The sequence below is a fragment of the Ruegeria sp. E8 genome (genome assembly GCF_056533985.1).
Genome location: NZ_JBQFOY010000012.1, coordinates 77116 through 94379 on the forward strand (window position 1 = coordinate 77116; position 17264 = coordinate 94379).

At 58.5% G+C, this 17264-nt stretch carries 21 protein-coding genes; 8 read left to right on the plus strand and 13 right to left on the minus strand.

Features of this window, described 5'->3' with window-relative positions; genetic code table 11:
* The 3 genes from zwf to ACR0LF_RS15580 all read right to left on the minus strand — a co-directional run bounded on the left by zwf (position 1) and on the right by ACR0LF_RS15580 (position 5124).
* A complete protein-coding gene (gene zwf / locus ACR0LF_RS15570) occupies positions 1-1446 on the minus strand; it encodes a glucose-6-phosphate dehydrogenase (RefSeq protein ID WP_480581016.1) in 1446 nt (481 codons plus the stop codon).
* Between the two features lie 149 nt (positions 1447-1595).
* Positions 1596-3839 carry a phosphoenolpyruvate--protein phosphotransferase gene (ptsP, locus tag ACR0LF_RS15575; RefSeq protein ID WP_480581018.1) on the minus strand — a complete coding sequence of 748 codons (2244 nt, stop codon included), beginning with the start codon at positions 3837-3839 and terminating at the stop codon, positions 1596-1598.
* Positions 3840-3885: 46 nt separating this feature from the next.
* The gene (locus tag ACR0LF_RS15580; protein ID WP_480581020.1) at positions 3886-5124 is read right to left on the minus strand and encodes an aspartate kinase; all 1239 of its coding nucleotides are present in this window, start codon (positions 5122-5124) and stop codon (positions 3886-3888) included.
* 165 nt (positions 5125-5289) lie between these two features.
* Here ACR0LF_RS15580 and ACR0LF_RS15585 point away from each other — a divergent pair, with 165 nt between their 5' ends.
* Positions 5290-5646 (plus strand): hypothetical protein, encoded by a 357-nt coding sequence (locus ACR0LF_RS15585; protein ID WP_480581022.1) that lies wholly within the window; start codon positions 5290-5292, stop codon positions 5644-5646.
* On the opposite strand, the gene ACR0LF_RS15590 is transcribed toward ACR0LF_RS15585, so the two are convergent.
* The 5 genes from ACR0LF_RS15590 to ACR0LF_RS15610 form a co-directional block, all read right to left on the minus strand.
* Positions 5640-6278 (minus strand): SDR family oxidoreductase, encoded by a 639-nt coding sequence (locus ACR0LF_RS15590; RefSeq protein WP_480581024.1) that lies wholly within the window; start codon positions 6276-6278, stop codon positions 5640-5642. The genes ACR0LF_RS15585 and ACR0LF_RS15590 overlap by 7 nt on opposite strands.
* A gap of 3 nt (positions 6279-6281) precedes the next feature.
* Positions 6282-6737, minus strand: a complete 456-nt coding sequence (locus ACR0LF_RS15595; RefSeq protein WP_480581026.1) for a DUF1178 family protein — start codon at positions 6735-6737, stop codon at positions 6282-6284.
* A gap of 72 nt (positions 6738-6809) precedes the next feature.
* Complete coding sequence (locus tag ACR0LF_RS15600) at positions 6810-7271, minus strand: NUDIX hydrolase (RefSeq protein WP_480581028.1); 462 nt, start codon at positions 7269-7271, stop codon at positions 6810-6812.
* 128 nt (positions 7272-7399) lie between these two features.
* Positions 7400-8143, minus strand: coding sequence for an EcsC family protein (locus ACR0LF_RS15605; protein ID WP_480581029.1), 744 nt, complete (start codon positions 8141-8143; stop codon positions 7400-7402).
* Between the two features lie 52 nt (positions 8144-8195).
* On the minus strand, positions 8196-8690 hold the full coding sequence (locus ACR0LF_RS15610; protein ID WP_480581031.1) for a GNAT family N-acetyltransferase: 495 nt from the start codon (positions 8688-8690) through the stop codon (positions 8196-8198).
* A gap of 71 nt (positions 8691-8761) precedes the next feature.
* On the opposite strand from ACR0LF_RS15610, the gene ACR0LF_RS15615 reads away from it, so the two are divergent.
* On the plus strand, positions 8762-9367 hold the full coding sequence (locus tag ACR0LF_RS15615; protein WP_480581033.1) for a flavin reductase family protein: 606 nt from the start codon (positions 8762-8764) through the stop codon (positions 9365-9367).
* A gap of 135 nt (positions 9368-9502) precedes the next feature.
* Here ACR0LF_RS15615 and ACR0LF_RS15620 read toward each other — a convergent pair whose 3' ends face one another.
* Entirely contained in the window at positions 9503-11137 is a 1635-nt protein-coding gene (locus tag ACR0LF_RS15620) for a SulP family inorganic anion transporter (RefSeq protein ID WP_480581035.1), read from the minus strand.
* Between the two features lie 91 nt (positions 11138-11228).
* On the opposite strand from ACR0LF_RS15620, the gene ACR0LF_RS15625 reads away from it, so the two are divergent.
* Both ACR0LF_RS15625 and ACR0LF_RS15630 read left to right on the plus strand, forming a co-directional pair.
* The gene (locus tag ACR0LF_RS15625; protein WP_480627532.1) at positions 11229-11864 is read left to right on the plus strand and encodes a hypothetical protein; all 636 of its coding nucleotides are present in this window, start codon (positions 11229-11231) and stop codon (positions 11862-11864) included.
* Positions 11865-11930: 66 nt separating this feature from the next.
* Positions 11931-12803, plus strand: coding sequence for an S-methyl-5'-thioadenosine phosphorylase (locus ACR0LF_RS15630; protein ID WP_480581039.1), 873 nt, complete (start codon positions 11931-11933; stop codon positions 12801-12803).
* Between the two features lie 16 nt (positions 12804-12819).
* Here the strand turns inward: ACR0LF_RS15630 and ACR0LF_RS15635 are convergent, their stop codons facing one another.
* From ACR0LF_RS15635 to ACR0LF_RS15645, 3 genes are all read right to left on the minus strand, one after another.
* Positions 12820-13683: an alpha/beta hydrolase gene (locus ACR0LF_RS15635; RefSeq protein ID WP_480581041.1), complete on the minus strand. Its 864-nt coding sequence runs from the start codon at positions 13681-13683 to the stop codon at positions 12820-12822.
* 259 nt (positions 13684-13942) lie between these two features.
* The gene (locus tag ACR0LF_RS15640; protein ID WP_480581043.1) at positions 13943-14629 is read right to left on the minus strand and encodes a hypothetical protein; all 687 of its coding nucleotides are present in this window, start codon (positions 14627-14629) and stop codon (positions 13943-13945) included.
* Entirely contained in the window at positions 14626-14763 is a 138-nt protein-coding gene (locus ACR0LF_RS15645) for a hypothetical protein (protein ID WP_480581045.1), read from the minus strand. The genes ACR0LF_RS15640 and ACR0LF_RS15645 overlap by 4 nt, the downstream gene beginning before the upstream one ends.
* A 159-nt stretch (positions 14764-14922) precedes the next feature.
* On the opposite strand from ACR0LF_RS15645, the gene ACR0LF_RS15650 reads away from it, so the two are divergent.
* Entirely contained in the window at positions 14923-15552 is a 630-nt protein-coding gene (locus tag ACR0LF_RS15650) for a LysE family translocator (RefSeq protein ID WP_480581047.1), read from the plus strand.
* A 7-nt stretch (positions 15553-15559) separates the two neighbouring features.
* On the opposite strand, the gene ACR0LF_RS15655 is transcribed toward ACR0LF_RS15650, so the two are convergent.
* On the minus strand, positions 15560-15733 hold the full coding sequence (locus ACR0LF_RS15655; RefSeq protein ID WP_480581049.1) for a hypothetical protein: 174 nt from the start codon (positions 15731-15733) through the stop codon (positions 15560-15562).
* A gap of 107 nt (positions 15734-15840) precedes the next feature.
* Between ACR0LF_RS15655 and ACR0LF_RS15660 the strand changes: the two genes are divergently transcribed.
* From ACR0LF_RS15660 to ACR0LF_RS15670, 3 genes are all read left to right on the plus strand, one after another.
* Entirely contained in the window at positions 15841-15975 is a 135-nt protein-coding gene (locus ACR0LF_RS15660) for a hypothetical protein (protein WP_480581051.1), read from the plus strand.
* Between the two features lie 84 nt (positions 15976-16059).
* Positions 16060-16599, plus strand: a complete 540-nt coding sequence (locus ACR0LF_RS15665) for an adenine phosphoribosyltransferase (protein WP_480581053.1) — start codon at positions 16060-16062, stop codon at positions 16597-16599.
* A 170-nt stretch (positions 16600-16769) separates the two neighbouring features.
* Positions 16770-17252, plus strand: a complete 483-nt coding sequence (locus ACR0LF_RS15670) for a fasciclin domain-containing protein (protein WP_480581055.1) — start codon at positions 16770-16772, stop codon at positions 17250-17252.
* Positions 17253-17264 lie beyond the last annotated feature (12 nt).

The window sequence follows — 17264 nt, forward strand, 5'->3', positions numbered from 1 at the left end:
TTAACCTCCGATCTGACGCCAGCGGCGCCCATCGCGATGCATCAGCATCAATGCTTCTTCGGGGCCTGAACTGCCTTGATCATACCTTGAGGGGCGATCACCGCGTTGTTCCCACCCCTGAATGATGGGATCGACCCAGGCCCAGGCGGCTTCGGCCTCGTCCCCGCGCATGAACAGGGTCTGATCCCCACGGATGACGTCCATCACCAGACGCTCGTAGGCGTCCGGCGCTTGCGCCTCGGCCCCCAGGGCGTCAGCAAAACTCATGTCCAGTGCAACGTCCGACAGGCGGAAACCGCCCGGCCCTGGATCTTTGATCGTCGTGCGCAAAGTGATGCCCTCGTCCGGTTGTAACCGGATCACCAGCACGTTGCCATGCAGCGGGCCGACATTGGGGAAGATCGTATGCGGTGGGTCGCGGAAGAACACCGCAATCTCGGATTCCCGCGCGCGCAGGCGTTTTCCGGTGCGCAGGTAAAACGGCACGCCTGCCCAGCGCCAGTTGCCCAGATGCACTTTGAGTGCAATGAAGCTTTCGGTGCGGCTGGCTGGGTTGCCGACGTGATCGACATACCCGCCCTCGCCCTTTTCTGCGCGATACTGGCCACGCGCAATGTCAGCTTGAGCCACGGGTTCCAGCGCTTCGATCACCTTGACCTTTTCGTCGCGCACCGCGTTGGGCGAGAATTTCGACGGTGGTTCCATCGCGGTCAGACACAGCAACTGCACCAGATGGTTCTGAACCATGTCCCGCATCGCGCCGGATTGATCGTAGTAGGCCCCGCGCCCCTCGACACCCACTGTTTCAGCCACGGTGATCTGCACATGGTCGATATGAGTCGAGTTCCAAAGCGGCTCAAACAACGAGTTCGCAAAGCGCAGCGCCATCAGGTTCTGGACGGTTTCCTTGCCCAGATAATGATCGATCCGGTAAATCTGATGTTCTTCGAAACAGGCGCGCAAGCCTTCGTTCAGCGCCTTGGCCGAAGCCAGGTCGTGCCCGAACGGCTTTTCGACAACGATGCGGCTGTCAGGCGTCGCTAGGCCAACGTCATGCAGCCGTTGCGCGATGCCTGAAAACAGGCTTGGACCGACGGACAGATAAAACGCCCGCACGACATCATCGCGTACCAGTTTTTTCAGATCGGACCATCCTGCCTCACCCAGAGCGTCCACAGGCACGTATTCGACATGGGCCAGGAACCGATCCAGTGTCTCGTTGGAAAACCCTGGAGCGTATTGCTGCATCGATTTGCGGACCTGATCGCGAAACCCATCGCTGTCCATATCGGAACGCGCCGTGCCGATGATCCGTGCCCCGTCGGGCATTTGCCCAACCTCAAAGCGATGGTACAGGCCCGGCAGGATTTTACGTTGCGCCAGATCGCCGGTCGCGCCGAACAGCACCAGATCGAATGGCTCTACCGGAATTACGCGTGAAACCATCTCGGGCTCCTTTTGACTTTACCGATATCAGCTTAGCACGGCGAGATACTGCGCAAAACATGATATGTTATCGCTAACATTGTTTGCCTGATAAAAAGACCCCGCGAAAAAATCAAGCATAGTTTGTGGAATTCGGGGCGTTTTGCACATTAAGTCTGGTTGCGCAGCCATTCCATCACCGCGGGACGCACGGATTGTTCGCCACGGTGGCGTGCATCGGCGATGATTTTGCGAACCTCCGTCAGGTTGGATCGCAACAGCAGGCTTTTGACCGGGCCAATCGAGGCCGGCCGCATCGACAGCGTCCGTATCCCCATCGCGGCAAGACACAGCGCCTCAACCGGGCGACCGGCGTCTTCACCGCAGAAACTGAGCGGAGTGTCCGAGATATCGCAGCGTTCCACGATTCTCTCCATCAGGCTCAGGAAGCTGACATTCAGCGTGTCATAGCGGCGCCGAACCAGTTCGTTTTCCCGGTCAGCCGCAAAGAAGAACTGCTTGAGGTCATTGCCACCGATCGAAATAAAATCGACCTCGTCAAAGAACTTCTGCGGCGAAAAGGCGAGCGACGGGGTTTCCAGCATCGCGCCGACTTCCAGCGTTTCGGGCAGCACATGGCCCAGCCGCTTTTCACGCTCGATGGTTTTGTTCACCTCCCAGCGCGCTTCGCGGAATTCTTCGGCCTGCGCGACAAATGGGAACATGACGGTCAGAGGTCGTCCGTTGGCGGCGCGCAGCAGGGCCTGTAGCTGCATCCGCATGACACCGCGCTTGTCCAGTCCGACTCGAATGGCGCGCCACCCCAGGGCAGGGTTCGGTTCGGCCACGTGTTTCATATAGGGCAGCACCTTATCCGACCCGATATCGAGCGTGCGGAACACCACCCTTTTGTCCACTGCCGCGTCCAGAACACGCTTGTATTGCGTGACCAGCTCGGACCGTTTCGGCATCTGGTTGCGGATCAGGAACTGCAATTCGGTTCGGAACAGGCCGACGCCTTCGGCCCCAGAGGTGCCAAGCGACGGCAGATCGGCCATCAGACCCGCATTCATCACAAGATTGATCCGCGATCCATCCCGCGTCACGCATGGGGTTTCACGGATCGAGGCATAGCGTTCCTGCGCCTTGGCCTGCATTGCGATCTTGTCGCGGAACGCACCAACCACACTGTCTTCGGGGCGCAGATGTACGACACCGTGATCGCCATCGACCAGTATGTGGTCCCCGTTCAGCGCTTCGGTGGTGATCCGGCCCACATGTACGACCAAAGGAATCGCCAGAGCCCGTGCCACAATGGTGGCGTGGCTGCCAACGGACCCTTCCTCGAGCACGATCCCTTTCAACGCCCGCCCGTATTCCAACAGGTCGCCGGGGCCGATATTGCGTGCGATCAGGATCGGGTCGGGCGGCAGATCGGCACTGTCGGTCTTGCCCTGCCCCGTCAGGATGCGCAGCAGACGATTGCTGAGATCGTCCAGATCCGCCAGCCGTTCGCGCAAATATGGATCGGTGACCTGCCCCATACGCGCACGTGCCTGAGATTGCTCTTTCTCGACCGCGGCTTCGGCGCTGAGGCCCAGCGCAATATCCTCTTCCATCCGCCGCATCCAGCCTTTGGAATTGGCGAACATGCGATAGGCTTCCAGGACCTTCAGTTGTTCCTTGTCGCCGCCCTGCGAAATCTCGAGCATCTTGTCGACACCGACCCGCAGTTCATCGACAGCTTCGACCAAGCGCTCGCGTTCCTTGTGCGGATCTTCGGCAATGGGATTGGTGACAACCACGCGGGGTTCATGCAGCCAGACATGCCCCTCGGCAGAGCCTTCCTGCGCAGGGCCGCCGCGCAGCAGAACCGATTGCTGGTGCAGCGGTGACAAGGCCGCGCCCTCGCCGACGAATGCGCCCAACTCGGCCATTTCGGCCAGGACCATCGCCACCACTTCCAGAGCGTAGATCTCGTCTGCAGAAAACTCGCGCGCCTCGCGGGACTGGACGACAAGAACGCCCAGTTTTTCACCAAGACGCTGGATCGGAACGCCCAGGAAAGACGAATACCGTTCCTCGCCGGTTTCCGGCATGTAGCGGAAGCCTTTCTCGGATGGTGCGTTGGGGGTGTTCACCACCTTGCCGAATTTGGCAACGCGCCCCACAAGCCCTTCACCCATACGCATCCGGGTCTTGTGGACCGCTTCCGGGGACAGACCTTCGGTCGCGCACAGTTCCAGCGTTTCTTCATCGCGGAACAGGTAGACCGAGCACACCTCGGCCCTGATGCTGTCAGCGATCAGATGGGTGATCCGGTCCAGTCGTTCCTGACCGGCGGCTTCGCTCGCCATCTCTTCGCGCAAGCGCCGCAGCAGCTTGCGGGATTCTGTTTCCGTGCCGTCCACCATGGCCCAACCGATTTAGTGTGTCAGGCGAAACCTTTGGCCGATCAGCTCAGGCCGCCTTGTCCAGTTCAAAGGCATCATGCAGTGCCTGAACGGCAAGTTCCATGTATTTCCTGTCGACCAACACGGAAATTTTAATCTCGGAGGTTGTAATGACCTTGATGTTGATCCCCTCATCCGAGAGCACCTTGAACATTTTGGCCGCCACACCCGATTGCGAGCGCATGCCAATGCCCACGACCGAGACCTTGCAGACGTCATCGTCCGTGACCAGTTCGGCGTAGTTCAACTCGCCCTTTTCCTTGATGCCCAACAGCGCCTTTTCGGCGCGGGCGACCTGATCGGTCGGGCACGAGAAGGTCATGTCTGTGCGCCCTTCGTCCGAGATGTTCTGGACGATCATGTCGACGTTTACACCTTCTTCGCTGAGCGCCGAGAAGATGGTCGTGGCGATGCCGGGACGGTCCGCCACGGAAACAACGGTCATTTTCGCCTCGTCGCGGGAATAGGCCACACCGGCCACAACATTGGATTCCATGATATCCTCCTCGTCGCAGACCAGCGTACCGGCCTCGTCGGATTGTTCCTCGAAACTTGAAAGAACGCGCAGTTTCACCTTATACCGCATCGCCAGCTCGACCGAGCGGGTTTGCAGCACTTTCGCACCCAGCGATGCAAGTTCGAGCATTTCCTCGAACGAGATTCGGTCCAGTTTCCGCGCCTTTTCGCAAACGCGCGGATCGGTCGTGTAAACGCCGTCCACATCCGTGTAGATGTCGCAGCGTTCGGCACCAAAGGCGGCCGCAAAAGCAACCGCAGTCGTGTCCGAACCACCCCGGCCCAGCGTGGTGATGCGGCCTTCGGGGCTGATGCCCTGGAAGCCCGCGACAACGGCCACGCGCATACCTTCGCCGAATTTCTGGTTCAGGTTATCGGTCGGGATTTCCTCGATCCGAGCCTGGCTGTGGGCGCTGGTGGTCATCAGCGGCACCTGCCAGCCCTGCCAGCTGCGCGCGGGGATGTCCATTTCCTGCAAGGTCAGGGCCATCAGACCGGCGGTAACATTCTCGCCCGAGGACACGACGGCGTCGTATTCGCGCGCGTCAAACAGGGGCGATGTCTCATTCACCCAGCCCACCAGTTCATTCGTCTTGCCCGACATGGCCGAGACGATGACGATCACGTCATAGCCTTTGGCAACTTCAACACCGATACGCTTGGCGGCGCGGCGGATCCGGTCCAGATTGGCGACTGACGTGCCGCCGAATTTCATAACAAGTAAGGGCATGGGGGCAAAAGTCTCCGCGCCTTGGATTTGACGTTCCGTGCCTCATAAGCGAGGGGCACCGCAAGGGCAAGGGCGCAAAGGAGTTCTGCCTGCGGCGCAGGGCCGCTTTACATTGCTCAGGTGCAGTGTCAGCCTATGAATAACAACCAAATCAAGAGGTTCCTCATGTTTCGCCTAGCCTTTGCCTTTGCCCTTTTGTCGTCACCAGCACTGGCCCAGGTGGCAAGCGTTGCCGGAACCGACGGCCAGAACGCACTGGGCACAATTCCGTGCGCTGCAAATGCCGGTGATCCCGTTCAAAGCTGCAATGCTGAGCTGCGCCGCCATGACGACGGTACGATAACGGTGGCAGTAGGTCTTGGGGGCGGCGAGGTCCGGCGCATCTATTTCAAGGATGGCGTGCCTGATTCCAGCAGCTCGACCTCGAAGATGTCTTATGAAACGCGCGGCGATTTGATGGTTGTCTATATTGAACCCGGCGAGGTTTATGAAATTCCCAAGGCCGCGCTGACGTCTCAGTAAGCGTGCGGTTGCCCGTCATAGGTCTCGAAACAGCCGGTGGTATTCAGTGACAGGGCATCAAAGCGTTCGATCAGGCCGGACACGGCCTGATCCACGTCGATATCGGCGGCCTCACCGCCCATATCCGTCTGAACCCAGCCCGGGTGATAGATGCCAACGGCAATACCTTCGTCTTTCAAGTCCGCCGCCAGATTCCGCCCCAGATTCAAAGCCGCCGCTTTGGATGCGCGATAGGCATAACTGCCGCCCGGTGCGCGGGTATGTGACGCCATTTGCGATGACAGGATCGCCACCTTGCCGCCCGACGCGCGCAGATTGGGCAACAAGGCCTGTACCGTCAGAAAGACACCCGTGACATTGACTGCAAAGCTTTGCGCCCACATATCGGCCGGGTAGTCGTTGAGCGTGTGTTCCTTGTCCAGATAAACGCCTGCATTGCAAACCAGCAGATCAACGGGCTGGCCTTGCAACCGTTCCGCCATAGCCGACTGCTGCCCGGGATCAGACACATCAAGGCGAATCCGCAAGCTGCCATCGCGCGCCGTTCCGGTGACATTTTCCCCCCGGCGAGTGTAGCCCTGCGCCAGAGATTGCCCGATGCCCCGATTGGCGCCGGTGATCACGATGTGCATGGATTAGTTGGTCTTTCTGCTGGGGACGAACGGCAGCGGTGCCACCGGCACGCCGTCTTCGATCAGCGATTTCGCCTCATCCGGCTTGGCCTCGCCATAAATGGCGCGGTCCGGAGCCTCACCCAGATGGATCTTGCGCGCTTCGCTGGCGAAATCCTTGCCCACATAGTCCGAGTTCTCTTCGACATGGCGGCGTATCTCGGCCAGTGCCTTCTCGATTTCTGGCGATGGGGTGGCAACGTCGATATTCTCTTGCGCGGCGGGCAGGTTTTCGTCTTTCTTCAACGCGTTTCGCGCCGGGCGAACACGTGGCGTCATGATCGCCTTTTCAACCTGCGTACACCCGCAAACCGCGCAGGTGACCATATCTGCAGCAGCCAGCTTGTCATAGGCTTCTGCGGATTGGAACCAACTGTCGAATGTGTGGCCTTCGCTACATTTCAACGCGTATTGAATCATGTTCAGTCCAAAAAAATGATTGGCAAATAGATACCGATCAAGGTGACAATAGCAAGCCTGTCAGATGCTATCTTAATGTGTGTACGGCTTAAAGTCGCGCAACAATTCGGCAAGCTCGGGCGAACGGACCTTTTGCGCTGCCTTTTTGGGCGAAAACCACTTGCGCCTGCGCTCTGCTTTTTCGGGATACTTCTGCGACAAAGCCCGTACATGCACCGGGAACACATCGACAAGGCACAGGATCGGGGTGCGGTTCGCATGATGTTTGTGGTGCAGGAATTGCCCCAGTCTGGGCCCGCAATATTGGCCGGTCACACCCGCTTCCTCCCACGCTTCCTGCATTGCGGTGTCCTGCGCGCTCAGTCCGGGAATAAGCCATCCTTTGGGAATGATCCACCGCTGTGACCTGCGGGTCGTGATCAGCAGGATTTCAGGGCAACCGCGTTTGATCCGATAGCACAAGGCCGAGGATTGCCGCAAAACAGGCGGCTTAGCAGCTTTGGGCAGGTCATGACGCAACAGCCTTGCGTTCATTGAGTGACATCCCTTCCCGGCCAAACACCGTGCCAGCCCGCCAAACAGACTTATTTAGCGGCCAGTGCCCACAAAGCTACCACATGATGTGCTTTCCGCCAAGGCAGTGGCTTCTACAAGGGTGTTGCCTACATACGGGCAGAGAGTTGCCGCACCAGATCGTCATGCGGGATATCGGCATCAATCGCCAGCCGCCGCAAACCGAAATGCACGCGCGCGATCTGTTGATAATACCGCGTGTAAACGTAGTTCGTCCCACCACCGGCCAATGCCCCGAGGACGGGAACCGACTGAGCCGCCAGTTTATGTCCCAGGACAACCGAAAAGCGCGGCGCAACGGCGGCAATCAGACGTTGCATCGCCGGTCCTGTCAGGGTCAATCGCACCGAGAAAAAGCCCATATCCGCGCCATCATCATGCGAAAGCGGGCCTGATGCGGACAGAACCCGCACACAATCGAACTTTACGTTTTCCGCTGCAGGATCAAACCCTTCGCGCGCTGCTGCCCCCTGAATGGCGCGCAACAGCATGGCTGTCGTCGCAGGCAACTCCATCAGGGCTGTCGAAACGCCGCCCAGCCCTCCGGCTGCGCCCATGGCCGTGGTGACGGCTGTATTCACCCAAGGCTGCTGATCCGGCACTGCGCGCCGTGACCCCTGCGCTGCATGCATCGCCAGCCACAAAGCCTGCTCGGTTGCGCCGGTCAGGCCATTGCGCACCGGTTCCGGTAGTTGTTCCAGCAATGACTCGGCGGATCCGCCCAGTTTGTTCAAAAGTTTGACACCGGTCCCTCCGGCGGATCGATAGTGATCCGCCAAACGATCCAGTTCGGCCTCGGCATCCACGTTTTCGACAAGAACCACGTTCTGCATTCACGCCCTCCTGCCTATCAACATCGGCGTTGTGCCGCGTGGATTCAATAGGTCAGCGGCTCCAGCGGGTCACCTCACCCTGCACCCCGGACCAGACGCCCGGCATCAATTCCAGCCCCAAAACACGGTCAGGGTTCGTGGGCGGTGGCATCTCAACCCCCTGCAAGCGCGCGAAGCCAAATCGCCGGTAATAGGGTTCATCGCCGACCAGCATGACCCGTTGCCATCCACGAGTTTGCCCGGCTTCTACACCTGCGTGGATCAGATACCCGCCCAGACCTTCGCCCTGATGGGTGGGGTGTACAGCCACCGGCCCCAACAGCAAAGCGTCGTGATCGCCGACATGGACAGGCCAGAACCGGATGGCCCCGGCCAGAATGCCCTGACCGTCGCGCGCGACCAGCGACAGGCCCGCAACCGGCGGCACATCATCGCGCAATCGATAAGACGACAAAGCCTCGCGACCCGGCGCAAAACACAGGTCATAGAGGGCCTCGACCTCCCACCAATCGTCCGGCTCTTCCGGCCTGATCCCGAATTGCTGCACCCTGCCCTCTTTTCCTTGCTGGAATTCGCCCTAGCACTTCGCTACGCCTTGGGCAAACGCTTGGAGATCAGATGTTCTATCGCCCCGAAGACGGCCACGGCCTGCCGCACAACCCGTTCAACGCCATTATCACGCCGCGCCCGATCGGCTGGATTTCCACCCGAGATGCGGATGGGGTCAACAATCTGGCACCCTATTCCTTTTTCAACGGTGTCGCCTATACGCCGCCGCAGGTGATGTTTGCCACGACCGGCAGCAAGCACGATCAGAACGGGGGCAAGGACAGCATCGCCAATATCGAATCCACAGGCGTGTTCTGCGTGAATGTCGTCGCCCATGCGCATCGGGATGCGATGAACGCCAGTTCCGCAGGGCTGCCGAAAGAAGTGGACGAGTTTGCACATGCCGGGCTGTCACCCATCGAATGCGAAACCATTCCCTGCGCCAGAATTGAAGGGGCCCCAGCCGCGCTGGAATGCAAACTGACCCAGATCGTCACCCTGCCAGGCGAGGCCAACCGGGTCGTATTTGGAGAAGTGACCGGTATACATTTGCACGACGATCACATCCGGGACGGCAAGTTCGACGTGACCTCGTTCCGACCCTTGGCGCGGCTCGGGTACCGGGATTACTCGGTCGTATCCGAGTTGTTTTCACTCAACCGCCCGGACGATTGACGTGTTCCGGGGGCGCTGCCCCCGCCGCGCTGCGCGCGCCTCCCCCGGGATATTTTTTGGCCAGATGAAGCAGGGGATCCTTTATTCATCTGGCTTCAAATATCCCGGAGCGCGAGGCAGAGCCTCGCAACAGAGTCAGTGTCCGCCCAAAATCCCGGTTCGGACTGAGTAATCGACTGCCAGTTCGTAATCCGGGTCATCGTCACTGTCGACCATCAGGTGACCGGCCTTGTTCAGCAGCTTGTGGCAATCGCGGCTCAGGTGGCGCAGCATAACGCGTTTTCCTGCCGCTTCATATTTTGCAGCGATGTTTTCGATGGCCTGAAGGGCAGACTGATCCACCACACGGCTTTCAGCGAAATCGACGATGACCGTTTCAGGATCGTTCGGGACATCGAAGAGTTCGATAAATCCATCAGAGGACCCGAAGAACAGCGGACCCTGGATTTCGTAAACCTTCGCGCCTTTTTCGGTCTCGGAGTCGCGAGTGACCGCGTGAATGCGTTTGGCGTTGTTCCAGGCATAGGCCAGCGCCGAGACGATGACACCGACCACAACCGCGACCGCGAGGTCCTCCATCACCGTCACAACGGTCACCAGAACGATGACGAACGCATCGGTCATAGGCACTTTGCGCATGATCTTGAACGAGTTCCAGGCGAATGTGCCGATCACCACCATGAACATAACACCAACCAGAGCGGCCAGCGGGACTTGTTCGATCAGAGGCGAGGCGAACAGAATGAAGACCAGCAGGAACAGCGCCGCAGCGATGCCCGCGATACGGGTACGGCCGCCGGATTTAACATTGATCATCGACTGTCCGATCATCGCACAGCCGCCCATGCCACCGAAGAACCCGGTCACGATGTTGGACGCGCCCTGAGCGATACATTCCTGTGAGGCCCCGCCGCGTTTGCCGGTAATCTCACCCACAAGGTTCAGGGTCAGCAGGGATTCGATCAGGCCGATGGCCGCCAGAATGACGGCATAGGGCAGAATGATCTCAAACGTTTCCCAGTTCAGCGGAACCATCGGGATATGGAACGCAGGCAAGCCGCCTTCGATCGAGGCCAGATCGCCAACGCGCGGCACGTCAAGGCCAAACCCGATCACCAGTGCGGCGACCACCAGAATACCGGCCAGAGGCGCAGGAATGATGCGCGTAATCCGGGGCATCACCCAGATCACCGCCATCGTCAGCGCAACAAGGCCCAGCATGGTGTAAAGCTGCGCGCCTGAAAGCCATTCGCCCCCGCTCATCCCGTGACCGGTGTTTTCCATGGTTCCGGGCACTTTGAACTGCCCCATCTGGGCCAGAAAGATCACGATGGCCAGACCGTTTACAAAGCCCAGCATCACCGGATGTGGCACCAACCGGATAAAGCGCCCCCAGTGCATCGCCCCCGCGATTACCTGAAGAATCCCCATAAGAACAACGGTCGCGAACAGGTATTCCACACCATGCTCGGCCACCAACGCAACCATGACCACAGCCAGCGCGCCGGTCGCGCCCGAGATCATGCCGGGCCGTCCGCCGATCAGGGCCGTGATCAAACCCACCAGAAACGCCGCATAAAGACCGACCAACGGGTGTACACCTGCCACGAAGGCAAAGGCCACGGCCTCGGGCACCAAGGCAAGGGCCACGGTCAGGCCGGACAGCAGTTCAATCCGCAGGCGGGAGAAGGTCAGCCCCTCATCCGGCACCCAGCGCAGATCGGGTATGGCGACGCGTTTGGCAAAACTTGCCAGCAGGGCTCGGGGCATGGATCAGTCCTATAGGGTTTTATGTTCGCGCGAAGGCGGTGTTGTAGCGGGCGCGCGCGCTTTGAGCTACCGCAATAAGTGGGATGCAGCCATGCAGTCAACACATGACTTGGCCTCTCGGCAACGTGATTTGCGGGACCGAGCTCAGGCAACCAATTGTGAGGTCATGCGTTGGATCATGCTCTTTCTCTTTTCAGCCCTTCCCGCCCTCGGGCAGGACCTTGAGGGCAATGACACAGCCGGGAACTGGCGGGTGACGCATCATGAGATTTTCGGGATCTGGAACTCCATCTGTGACGAGCGAGAAGAAAACGGTGCGCTGCGCCAGCGGTGTTACATTCGACGGGCAGAGGTGTTTTCACTGCGGCCCAAATTTGCTGCGCAGTTCGTGTTCATCACGCCCGAACCCGAAGGCTTTAAGATTGAATTCGGGATGGAGCCCGGCACCCTTTTCAACCCGTCAGGGTTTCGTATCGACAAGGGTGGCGACACCGTCTGGCGCACGCGGCGTCCCGGGTGCCTGACAGGGCTTGGTTGCACGTTCGAGGACCAAGGCGCGCAAGAGCTGCTGGATGCCATGCTGGCCGGAGACGCGTATCGCTTTGTTTTCCGCGACCGGCACGGGCAATCGCAGGATCTGACCTGGCCGCTGGACACGTTCGGTACGGCCTGGGCTGATTTCACTGCGCAATCTCGGCGGCGTAACCTGTTGGCGGGGCAGGAATAGACCTCTTGTCAAATCCGGGCAGAGCCCGCACAAATTCAATATCAGTTACTCAGGCGGAGCAGGATAGTGACCCAAACCAAGATTGCCGTCATTGGCGGATCAGGCATTTATGACATCGATGGGCTGGAAAACGCGGAATGGGTAGAGGTCGAGACCCCATGGGGCAAACCTTCGGACCAGATCCTGACCGGGTCGCTGGGCGGTGTCGATATGGCCTTTTTGCCCCGTCATGGGCGTGGCCACGTGCATTCACCGACCGATGTGCCGTATCGCGCCAATATCGACGCATTGAAACGGCTGGGTGTTACGGACGTAATCTCGGTTTCGGCCTGCGGGTCGTTTCGTGAGCATATGGCCCCCGGCGATTTCGTGATTGTCGATCAGTTCATTGACCGGACTTTTGCGCGGGAAAAGAGCTTTTTCGGCACCGGATGCGTCGCCCATGTCAGCGTCGCGCATCCCACCTGCCCGCGCCTGTCGGACGCCTGCGAAACAGCGGGTAAGGCTGCTGGCATCACCATCCATCGCGGTGGCACCTATCTGGCGATGGAAGGACCTCAGTTCTCAAGCCTCGCTGAATCGAAAATGTATCGCGAGCAATGGGGCTGTGACGTGATCGGCATGACCAACATGCCCGAAGCCAAGCTCGCCCGCGAGGCCGAGCTGTGCTACGCCTCGGTCGCGATGGTCACTGACTATGACAGTTGGCATCCCGACCATGGCGAGGTGGACGTGACGACCATCATCGCCACCCTGACCGGCAATGCCGACAAGGGCCGTGCGATGGTCAAGGGTCTGCCCGCCCTGCTGGGGGCTGAGCGCGCGCCCTGCCCGCATGGCTGCGATCGGGCACTGGAATTTGCCATCCTCACAGCCCCCGAGAAGCGCGACCCGGCACTGCTGGCCAAGCTGGATGCGGTTGCTGGGCGGATTCTCTAGGGTCTGCGAACTGATTTCAGTTCTGTGGCAAACTGTCCTGAACGGTTTGCCACAGACCGTGCGCCCACAAATCACCATGTGTACCACCGGTGATGGTAAAGAGCTGAACCGTATCCTCAGCCATTGCAGCAAGGGCTGTCCCATGGTGCACCGGAACGGTTTCGTCATCCGTGCCGTGGAAGATCAGTGTCGGCACGTCAATCTCGTCGATCACGTCGCGCGTGGCAAACTGGTCTTTCATCAAGGCTGAGACCGGCAACCAGGGGTACCGTTCAGCGGCCACATCAACCGTCGCGGTAAATGGTGCCTCAAGCACCAGCAATTCGGCCGAAGGTCGCTGTACCGCAACCGCCGCTGCAACAGCGGTCCCAAGGCTTTGGCCGTGCAGAACGATCTTTTCCCCAGCGAGGTCCAGTTGGTCGAACAGCTCAAGTCCGTCCGAGATCAACGCTGTCTCAGAGGGTGCCCCAGCACTGCCCGGATACCCCCGATAGCTGGGCGCAAGCAGGCCGTGACCGCTGTTCAGTATCTCTCTGAACCGATCCGCGCGGTCCCCGAGGTTTCCGCTTTGGCCATGGAAAAACAAAACAGTCGGCGCGCCTTCGATCGCCGCGGGGGCGGACCAGATGGTCAATTCTGTTCCGTCCGCCATGGATGCCGTCGAGACATCGATATCAGCCAAACCAATTGAGGCAGGCTCGGGCAGCACGCCGGATGGTTTGAACAGCAGCGCGCGCTGGTTCAGGTACATGTATCCGACTGCAGTGGCGTAGAGCGCTCCAATCAGGAAGATCAAGGTAATACCCGCGATCTTCCATCGGCCGGTCGTTCGACCCGTCTTTGATACTTGCCCGGGATATGCGTGCTGGCTCTGTTCCATCGCAACCTCATTTGCATCCGTTCGCACCATAGACTGGTAAAGAACTTGTGCAATTCAAGGAATATGGAGAAGGTTTAATCTTGGCTTAAAACAGAATTTTCCTGGTACTGAGCCAACCAATCTGCCAGTCAAGCGCATCAGTTTTCCAGAGACGGAAATGCGAGTCACCTCAGAAAAATGCGTCAGCTTTGGGCTGGAATGTTCACGACTTTCGGGCGACCAAGTTGAGCCGCCCGAAAGCATGGTCGTTACGGTCGGTCTATTCGATCCGAACCAAATCCCAATCTGCTTTCTTCCGCGTCAGCCACCCGATTTTGAGAACTTGATGTTGCGGCACAGGATTCATGCACTCCGCATCACAACCTTTCGGGATAATGCTGGAACGCGAAAGCTGAACCATCTGCGGACGGTCGGGATCATCCGGCGAAAAGTAGACCATATCCACGATGAACACGGACTGATCCGGCATGCGGACATGTTCGACGACCTTGTCCCGACATGCGGCTTCAAGCTCTGAGCTCAGCTCATCTGCACGGAAGGTCTTGGTGAACTCCCAAACAACGCTGGCTTTGTCCATTTGCATTTCGGCAAGGATTTTTTCACCGACAAACTGACCAACCTGCGAGATCGCATCATTCAGACCCAGACCCCAATCATTGATCCCGGCGAACCTGACGGGGGTCTTCGGATACTCGTCAGCCTTGTGCAGTGTACACAGCTTGATGGGGGAAAAATCACCTGTGCCGTGATTAAAGGCATAGGCGTCCCCCGGTAGGGGACTGTCCAGCCGATGGGCCGGGATGCTGTTACGGTCATAGCGCAGGTCCGCTTCATCCGCATCCAGAATCAAGGGTGTGCTGAAGGCCAGGATCGCGATTACCGCAGCGATTCCAATCAGGTATCCCGCCCGTTTACGAACAACATCGAAAATATTTGGGAAGGTCATGGCTGATCCTTCACGATTGGACAACACAGATCTCCGCCACAATCCTTGTAGCCATCCGGGCACCCCTGAGCCAGCAGATATGTCGGAACAACAACGAACAGAAGGAGCGAAAGCCCCGCAGCGAAACGTTTCATGGTCAAATTCCTTCTAAAAAACGAGCATAATATAACATAAACGTGTACAAAAAGCGAGTCAGTCACGCACCTGCAGCCTTGACAAGCCGCACAATTGACTTTCCTCCGTCTTCGGATTTTGCTGCGTGAAAATCGAATTCTGATGAAGGTCTGAAATTGATGCCCCTGGAACTCTGGTTGGCCTTTGTCGCCGCGTCTACGGCTTTGCTGCTGATCCCCGGCCCAACCGTGTTGTTGGTGCTTAGCTATGCTCTGTCCAAAGGGCGCAGTGTGGCGGTGGCTTCGGCCACAGGGGTCGCACTGGGCGATCTTGTCGCGATGACCGCCTCATTGCTGGGATTGGGTGCCCTTGTTCTGGCCTCGGCCACATTGTTCTCTGTCCTAAAATGGGTCGGCGCAGCCTATCTGGTCTGGCTGGGGATCAAACTGTTGCGCAGCGCCCCGGCAGGTGGTCTGGGCCCGGTCGATACCGGCAGAGATGTCACCGCACACAGCGTGTTCGGTCACGCGGCGGCCGTCACAGCGCTGAACCCGAAATCCATCGCCTTCTTCATCGCCTTCGTACCGCAATTCCTGCGCCCAGCTGACCCGCTTGGCCCTCAGTTCGTCATCCTGATCGCTACATTTGTAGGGCTGGCTTGGTTAAACGCGCTGGCCTATGCCCTTCTGGCGGACAGGTTGCGGCGTCTGATTGGCCGGGCCAATGTGATCACCGCAATGACACGGTTTGGCGGGCTGACGTTGATCGGAATGGGTGTGGCCACGGCAGTCCTGCGCCGCCCGGCCTGACACTGCGTTAGTTTTCCGCGTTTTCTTTCATGAAACTGCGGATAAACCTGCGGATTTCGCGCGCTGCTGACGTATCCAGTTCCTTGCAAAGCTCGACAAATGCGTCGCGCTCATCCTTGTCCAGGCGTAAGACCAACTGACTGTTTTTCTTGGTCGATCCCTTGCCGTCTTTCTTAGCCACGCGCGTTGTCCCCCAACAGACCTTGCAATTTAAGGCGATGCATTGTATATACATAGCATAGTGATTGTCGTTATCGGGCACTTAACAACAATAAAAGGAATATGGCAATGAACCTTCATGCTGCTCAAGCATTTCTTTTGCGGGATCAACGCAATTGGCGCAAACCGCACCTGTCGTGGCTGCCTGCCACACTGTACCGGTACTATGGCCTGCCCAAGGCCAAAATCTCGCACCGGTCCTGATCCGCGCGATTGAAATGTTCCTTGCATGGTCAACCCTCATGGGCCAAACACAATGGTGGTGTTTGACGCAATATAGGCTGGCCCATGTCCAGGAACAAAACTGTTAAAGATTACATCCGTACCATCGTCGATTTCCCGCATGAGGGGATCATGTTTCGCGACGTGACCACCTTGTTTGCCGATCCGCGCGGGTTTCGAATGGCCATTGACCAGATGCTGCACCCCTATGCCGGTGAGCAGATCGACAAGGTTGTGGGCCTTGAGGCGCGCGGCTTTATTCTGGGCGGCGCGATTGCGCATCAACTGAGCCTGGGCTTCGTTCCGATCCGCAAAAAGGGCAAACTGCCCGGCACCACGATCAGCCAAGATTACAAGTTGGAGTACGGCGAAGCGATCGTCGAAATTCACGACGATGCCATTCAGCCCGGCGAGAAGATTCTGGTGGTGGATGACCTTTTGGCCACGGGCGGCACTGCGGCAGCGGGTATCAAACTGATCGAACGACTTGGGGGCGAAATCGTATCATGCGCGTTCATCATCGACCTGCCCGAACTTGGCGGGCGCAAGGTGCTGGAAGACATGGGCATGGACGTGCACGTTCTGTGCGAATTCGAAGGTCTGTGACCTTAGATCCATCACAACAACGTGATTGGAAACCGAAGGCCGCGCTGGCTTAGCGCGGCTTTTCTTTTGGTCAATCCACGACACAGCTCACAATCAGTGATCTTGTTGCGACTATGCCGCGTACCCCGAGTGATGCTGCTTTAAGCATTCTAACCTTGGGAGATTACGTTATGTTCCGCAAATTCGCAGTCGCCGGTGTCGCTTCGATCCTGTTCAGCACAACCGCCCTGGCAGATGGCCATGGCAAAGACATTGTCGACACCGCTGTTGCAGCTGGCAGCTTCGAAACGCTTGTCGCCGCCGTGCAAGCCGCCGAACTGGTGGACACATTGAAAGGCGAAGGTCCGTTCACAGTGTTTGCCCCCACCGATGAAGCCTTTGCTGCACTGCCTGAAGGAACCGTCGAAAACCTGTTGAAGCCTGAAAACAAGGACCAGCTTGTTGCGATACTGACATACCATGTGGTGCCGGGCAAAGTCATGTCAGGTGATCTGAGCGATGATATGACCGCCGCAACCGTACAAGGTGGCGAAGTCACCATCGATCTGGATTCCGGCGTCATGGTGAATGACGCCAACGTTGTTCAGGCCGACATCGAAACCAAGAACGGAGTGATCCATGTGATCGACAAGGTGATCCTGCCCGCGTCGTAACACACGGATCGA

What these genes read in the sequence shown, in the direction of transcription:
- zwf (WP_480581016.1), bottom strand. Translation starts at nt 1,446, where the DNA reads ATGGTTTCACGCGTAATTCCGGTAGAGCCATTCGATCTGGTGCTGTTC.
- ptsP (WP_480581018.1), bottom strand. Translation starts at nt 3,839, where the DNA reads ATGGTGGACGGCACGGAAACAGAATCCCGCAAGCTGCTGCGGCGCTTG.
- ACR0LF_RS15580 (WP_480581020.1), bottom strand. Translation starts at nt 5,124, where the DNA reads ATGCCCTTACTTGTTATGAAATTCGGCGGCACGTCAGTCGCCAATCTG.
- ACR0LF_RS15585 (WP_480581022.1), top strand. Translation starts at nt 5,290, where the DNA reads ATGTTTCGCCTAGCCTTTGCCTTTGCCCTTTTGTCGTCACCAGCACTG.
- ACR0LF_RS15590 (WP_480581024.1), bottom strand. Translation starts at nt 6,278, where the DNA reads ATGCACATCGTGATCACCGGCGCCAATCGGGGCATCGGGCAATCTCTG.
- ACR0LF_RS15595 (WP_480581026.1), bottom strand. Translation starts at nt 6,737, where the DNA reads ATGATTCAATACGCGTTGAAATGTAGCGAAGGCCACACATTCGACAGT.
- ACR0LF_RS15600 (WP_480581028.1), bottom strand. Translation starts at nt 7,271, where the DNA reads ATGAACGCAAGGCTGTTGCGTCATGACCTGCCCAAAGCTGCTAAGCCG.
- ACR0LF_RS15605 (WP_480581029.1), bottom strand. Translation starts at nt 8,143, where the DNA reads ATGCAGAACGTGGTTCTTGTCGAAAACGTGGATGCCGAGGCCGAACTG.
- ACR0LF_RS15615 (WP_480581033.1), top strand. Translation starts at nt 8,762, where the DNA reads ATGTTCTATCGCCCCGAAGACGGCCACGGCCTGCCGCACAACCCGTTC.
- ACR0LF_RS15620 (WP_480581035.1), bottom strand. Translation starts at nt 11,137, where the DNA reads ATGCCCCGAGCCCTGCTGGCAAGTTTTGCCAAACGCGTCGCCATACCC.
- ACR0LF_RS15625 (WP_480627532.1), top strand. Translation starts at nt 11,229, where the DNA reads ATGCAGTCAACACATGACTTGGCCTCTCGGCAACGTGATTTGCGGGAC.
- ACR0LF_RS15635 (WP_480581041.1), bottom strand. Translation starts at nt 13,683, where the DNA reads ATGGAACAGAGCCAGCACGCATATCCCGGGCAAGTATCAAAGACGGGT.
- ACR0LF_RS15640 (WP_480581043.1), bottom strand. Translation starts at nt 14,629, where the DNA reads ATGACCTTCCCAAATATTTTCGATGTTGTTCGTAAACGGGCGGGATAC.
- ACR0LF_RS15645 (WP_480581045.1), bottom strand. Translation starts at nt 14,763, where the DNA reads ATGAAACGTTTCGCTGCGGGGCTTTCGCTCCTTCTGTTCGTTGTTGTT.
- ACR0LF_RS15650 (WP_480581047.1), top strand. Translation starts at nt 14,923, where the DNA reads ATGCCCCTGGAACTCTGGTTGGCCTTTGTCGCCGCGTCTACGGCTTTG.
- ACR0LF_RS15660 (WP_480581051.1), top strand. Translation starts at nt 15,841, where the DNA reads ATGAACCTTCATGCTGCTCAAGCATTTCTTTTGCGGGATCAACGCAAT.
- ACR0LF_RS15665 (WP_480581053.1), top strand. Translation starts at nt 16,060, where the DNA reads ATGTCCAGGAACAAAACTGTTAAAGATTACATCCGTACCATCGTCGAT.
- ACR0LF_RS15670 (WP_480581055.1), top strand. Translation starts at nt 16,770, where the DNA reads ATGTTCCGCAAATTCGCAGTCGCCGGTGTCGCTTCGATCCTGTTCAGC.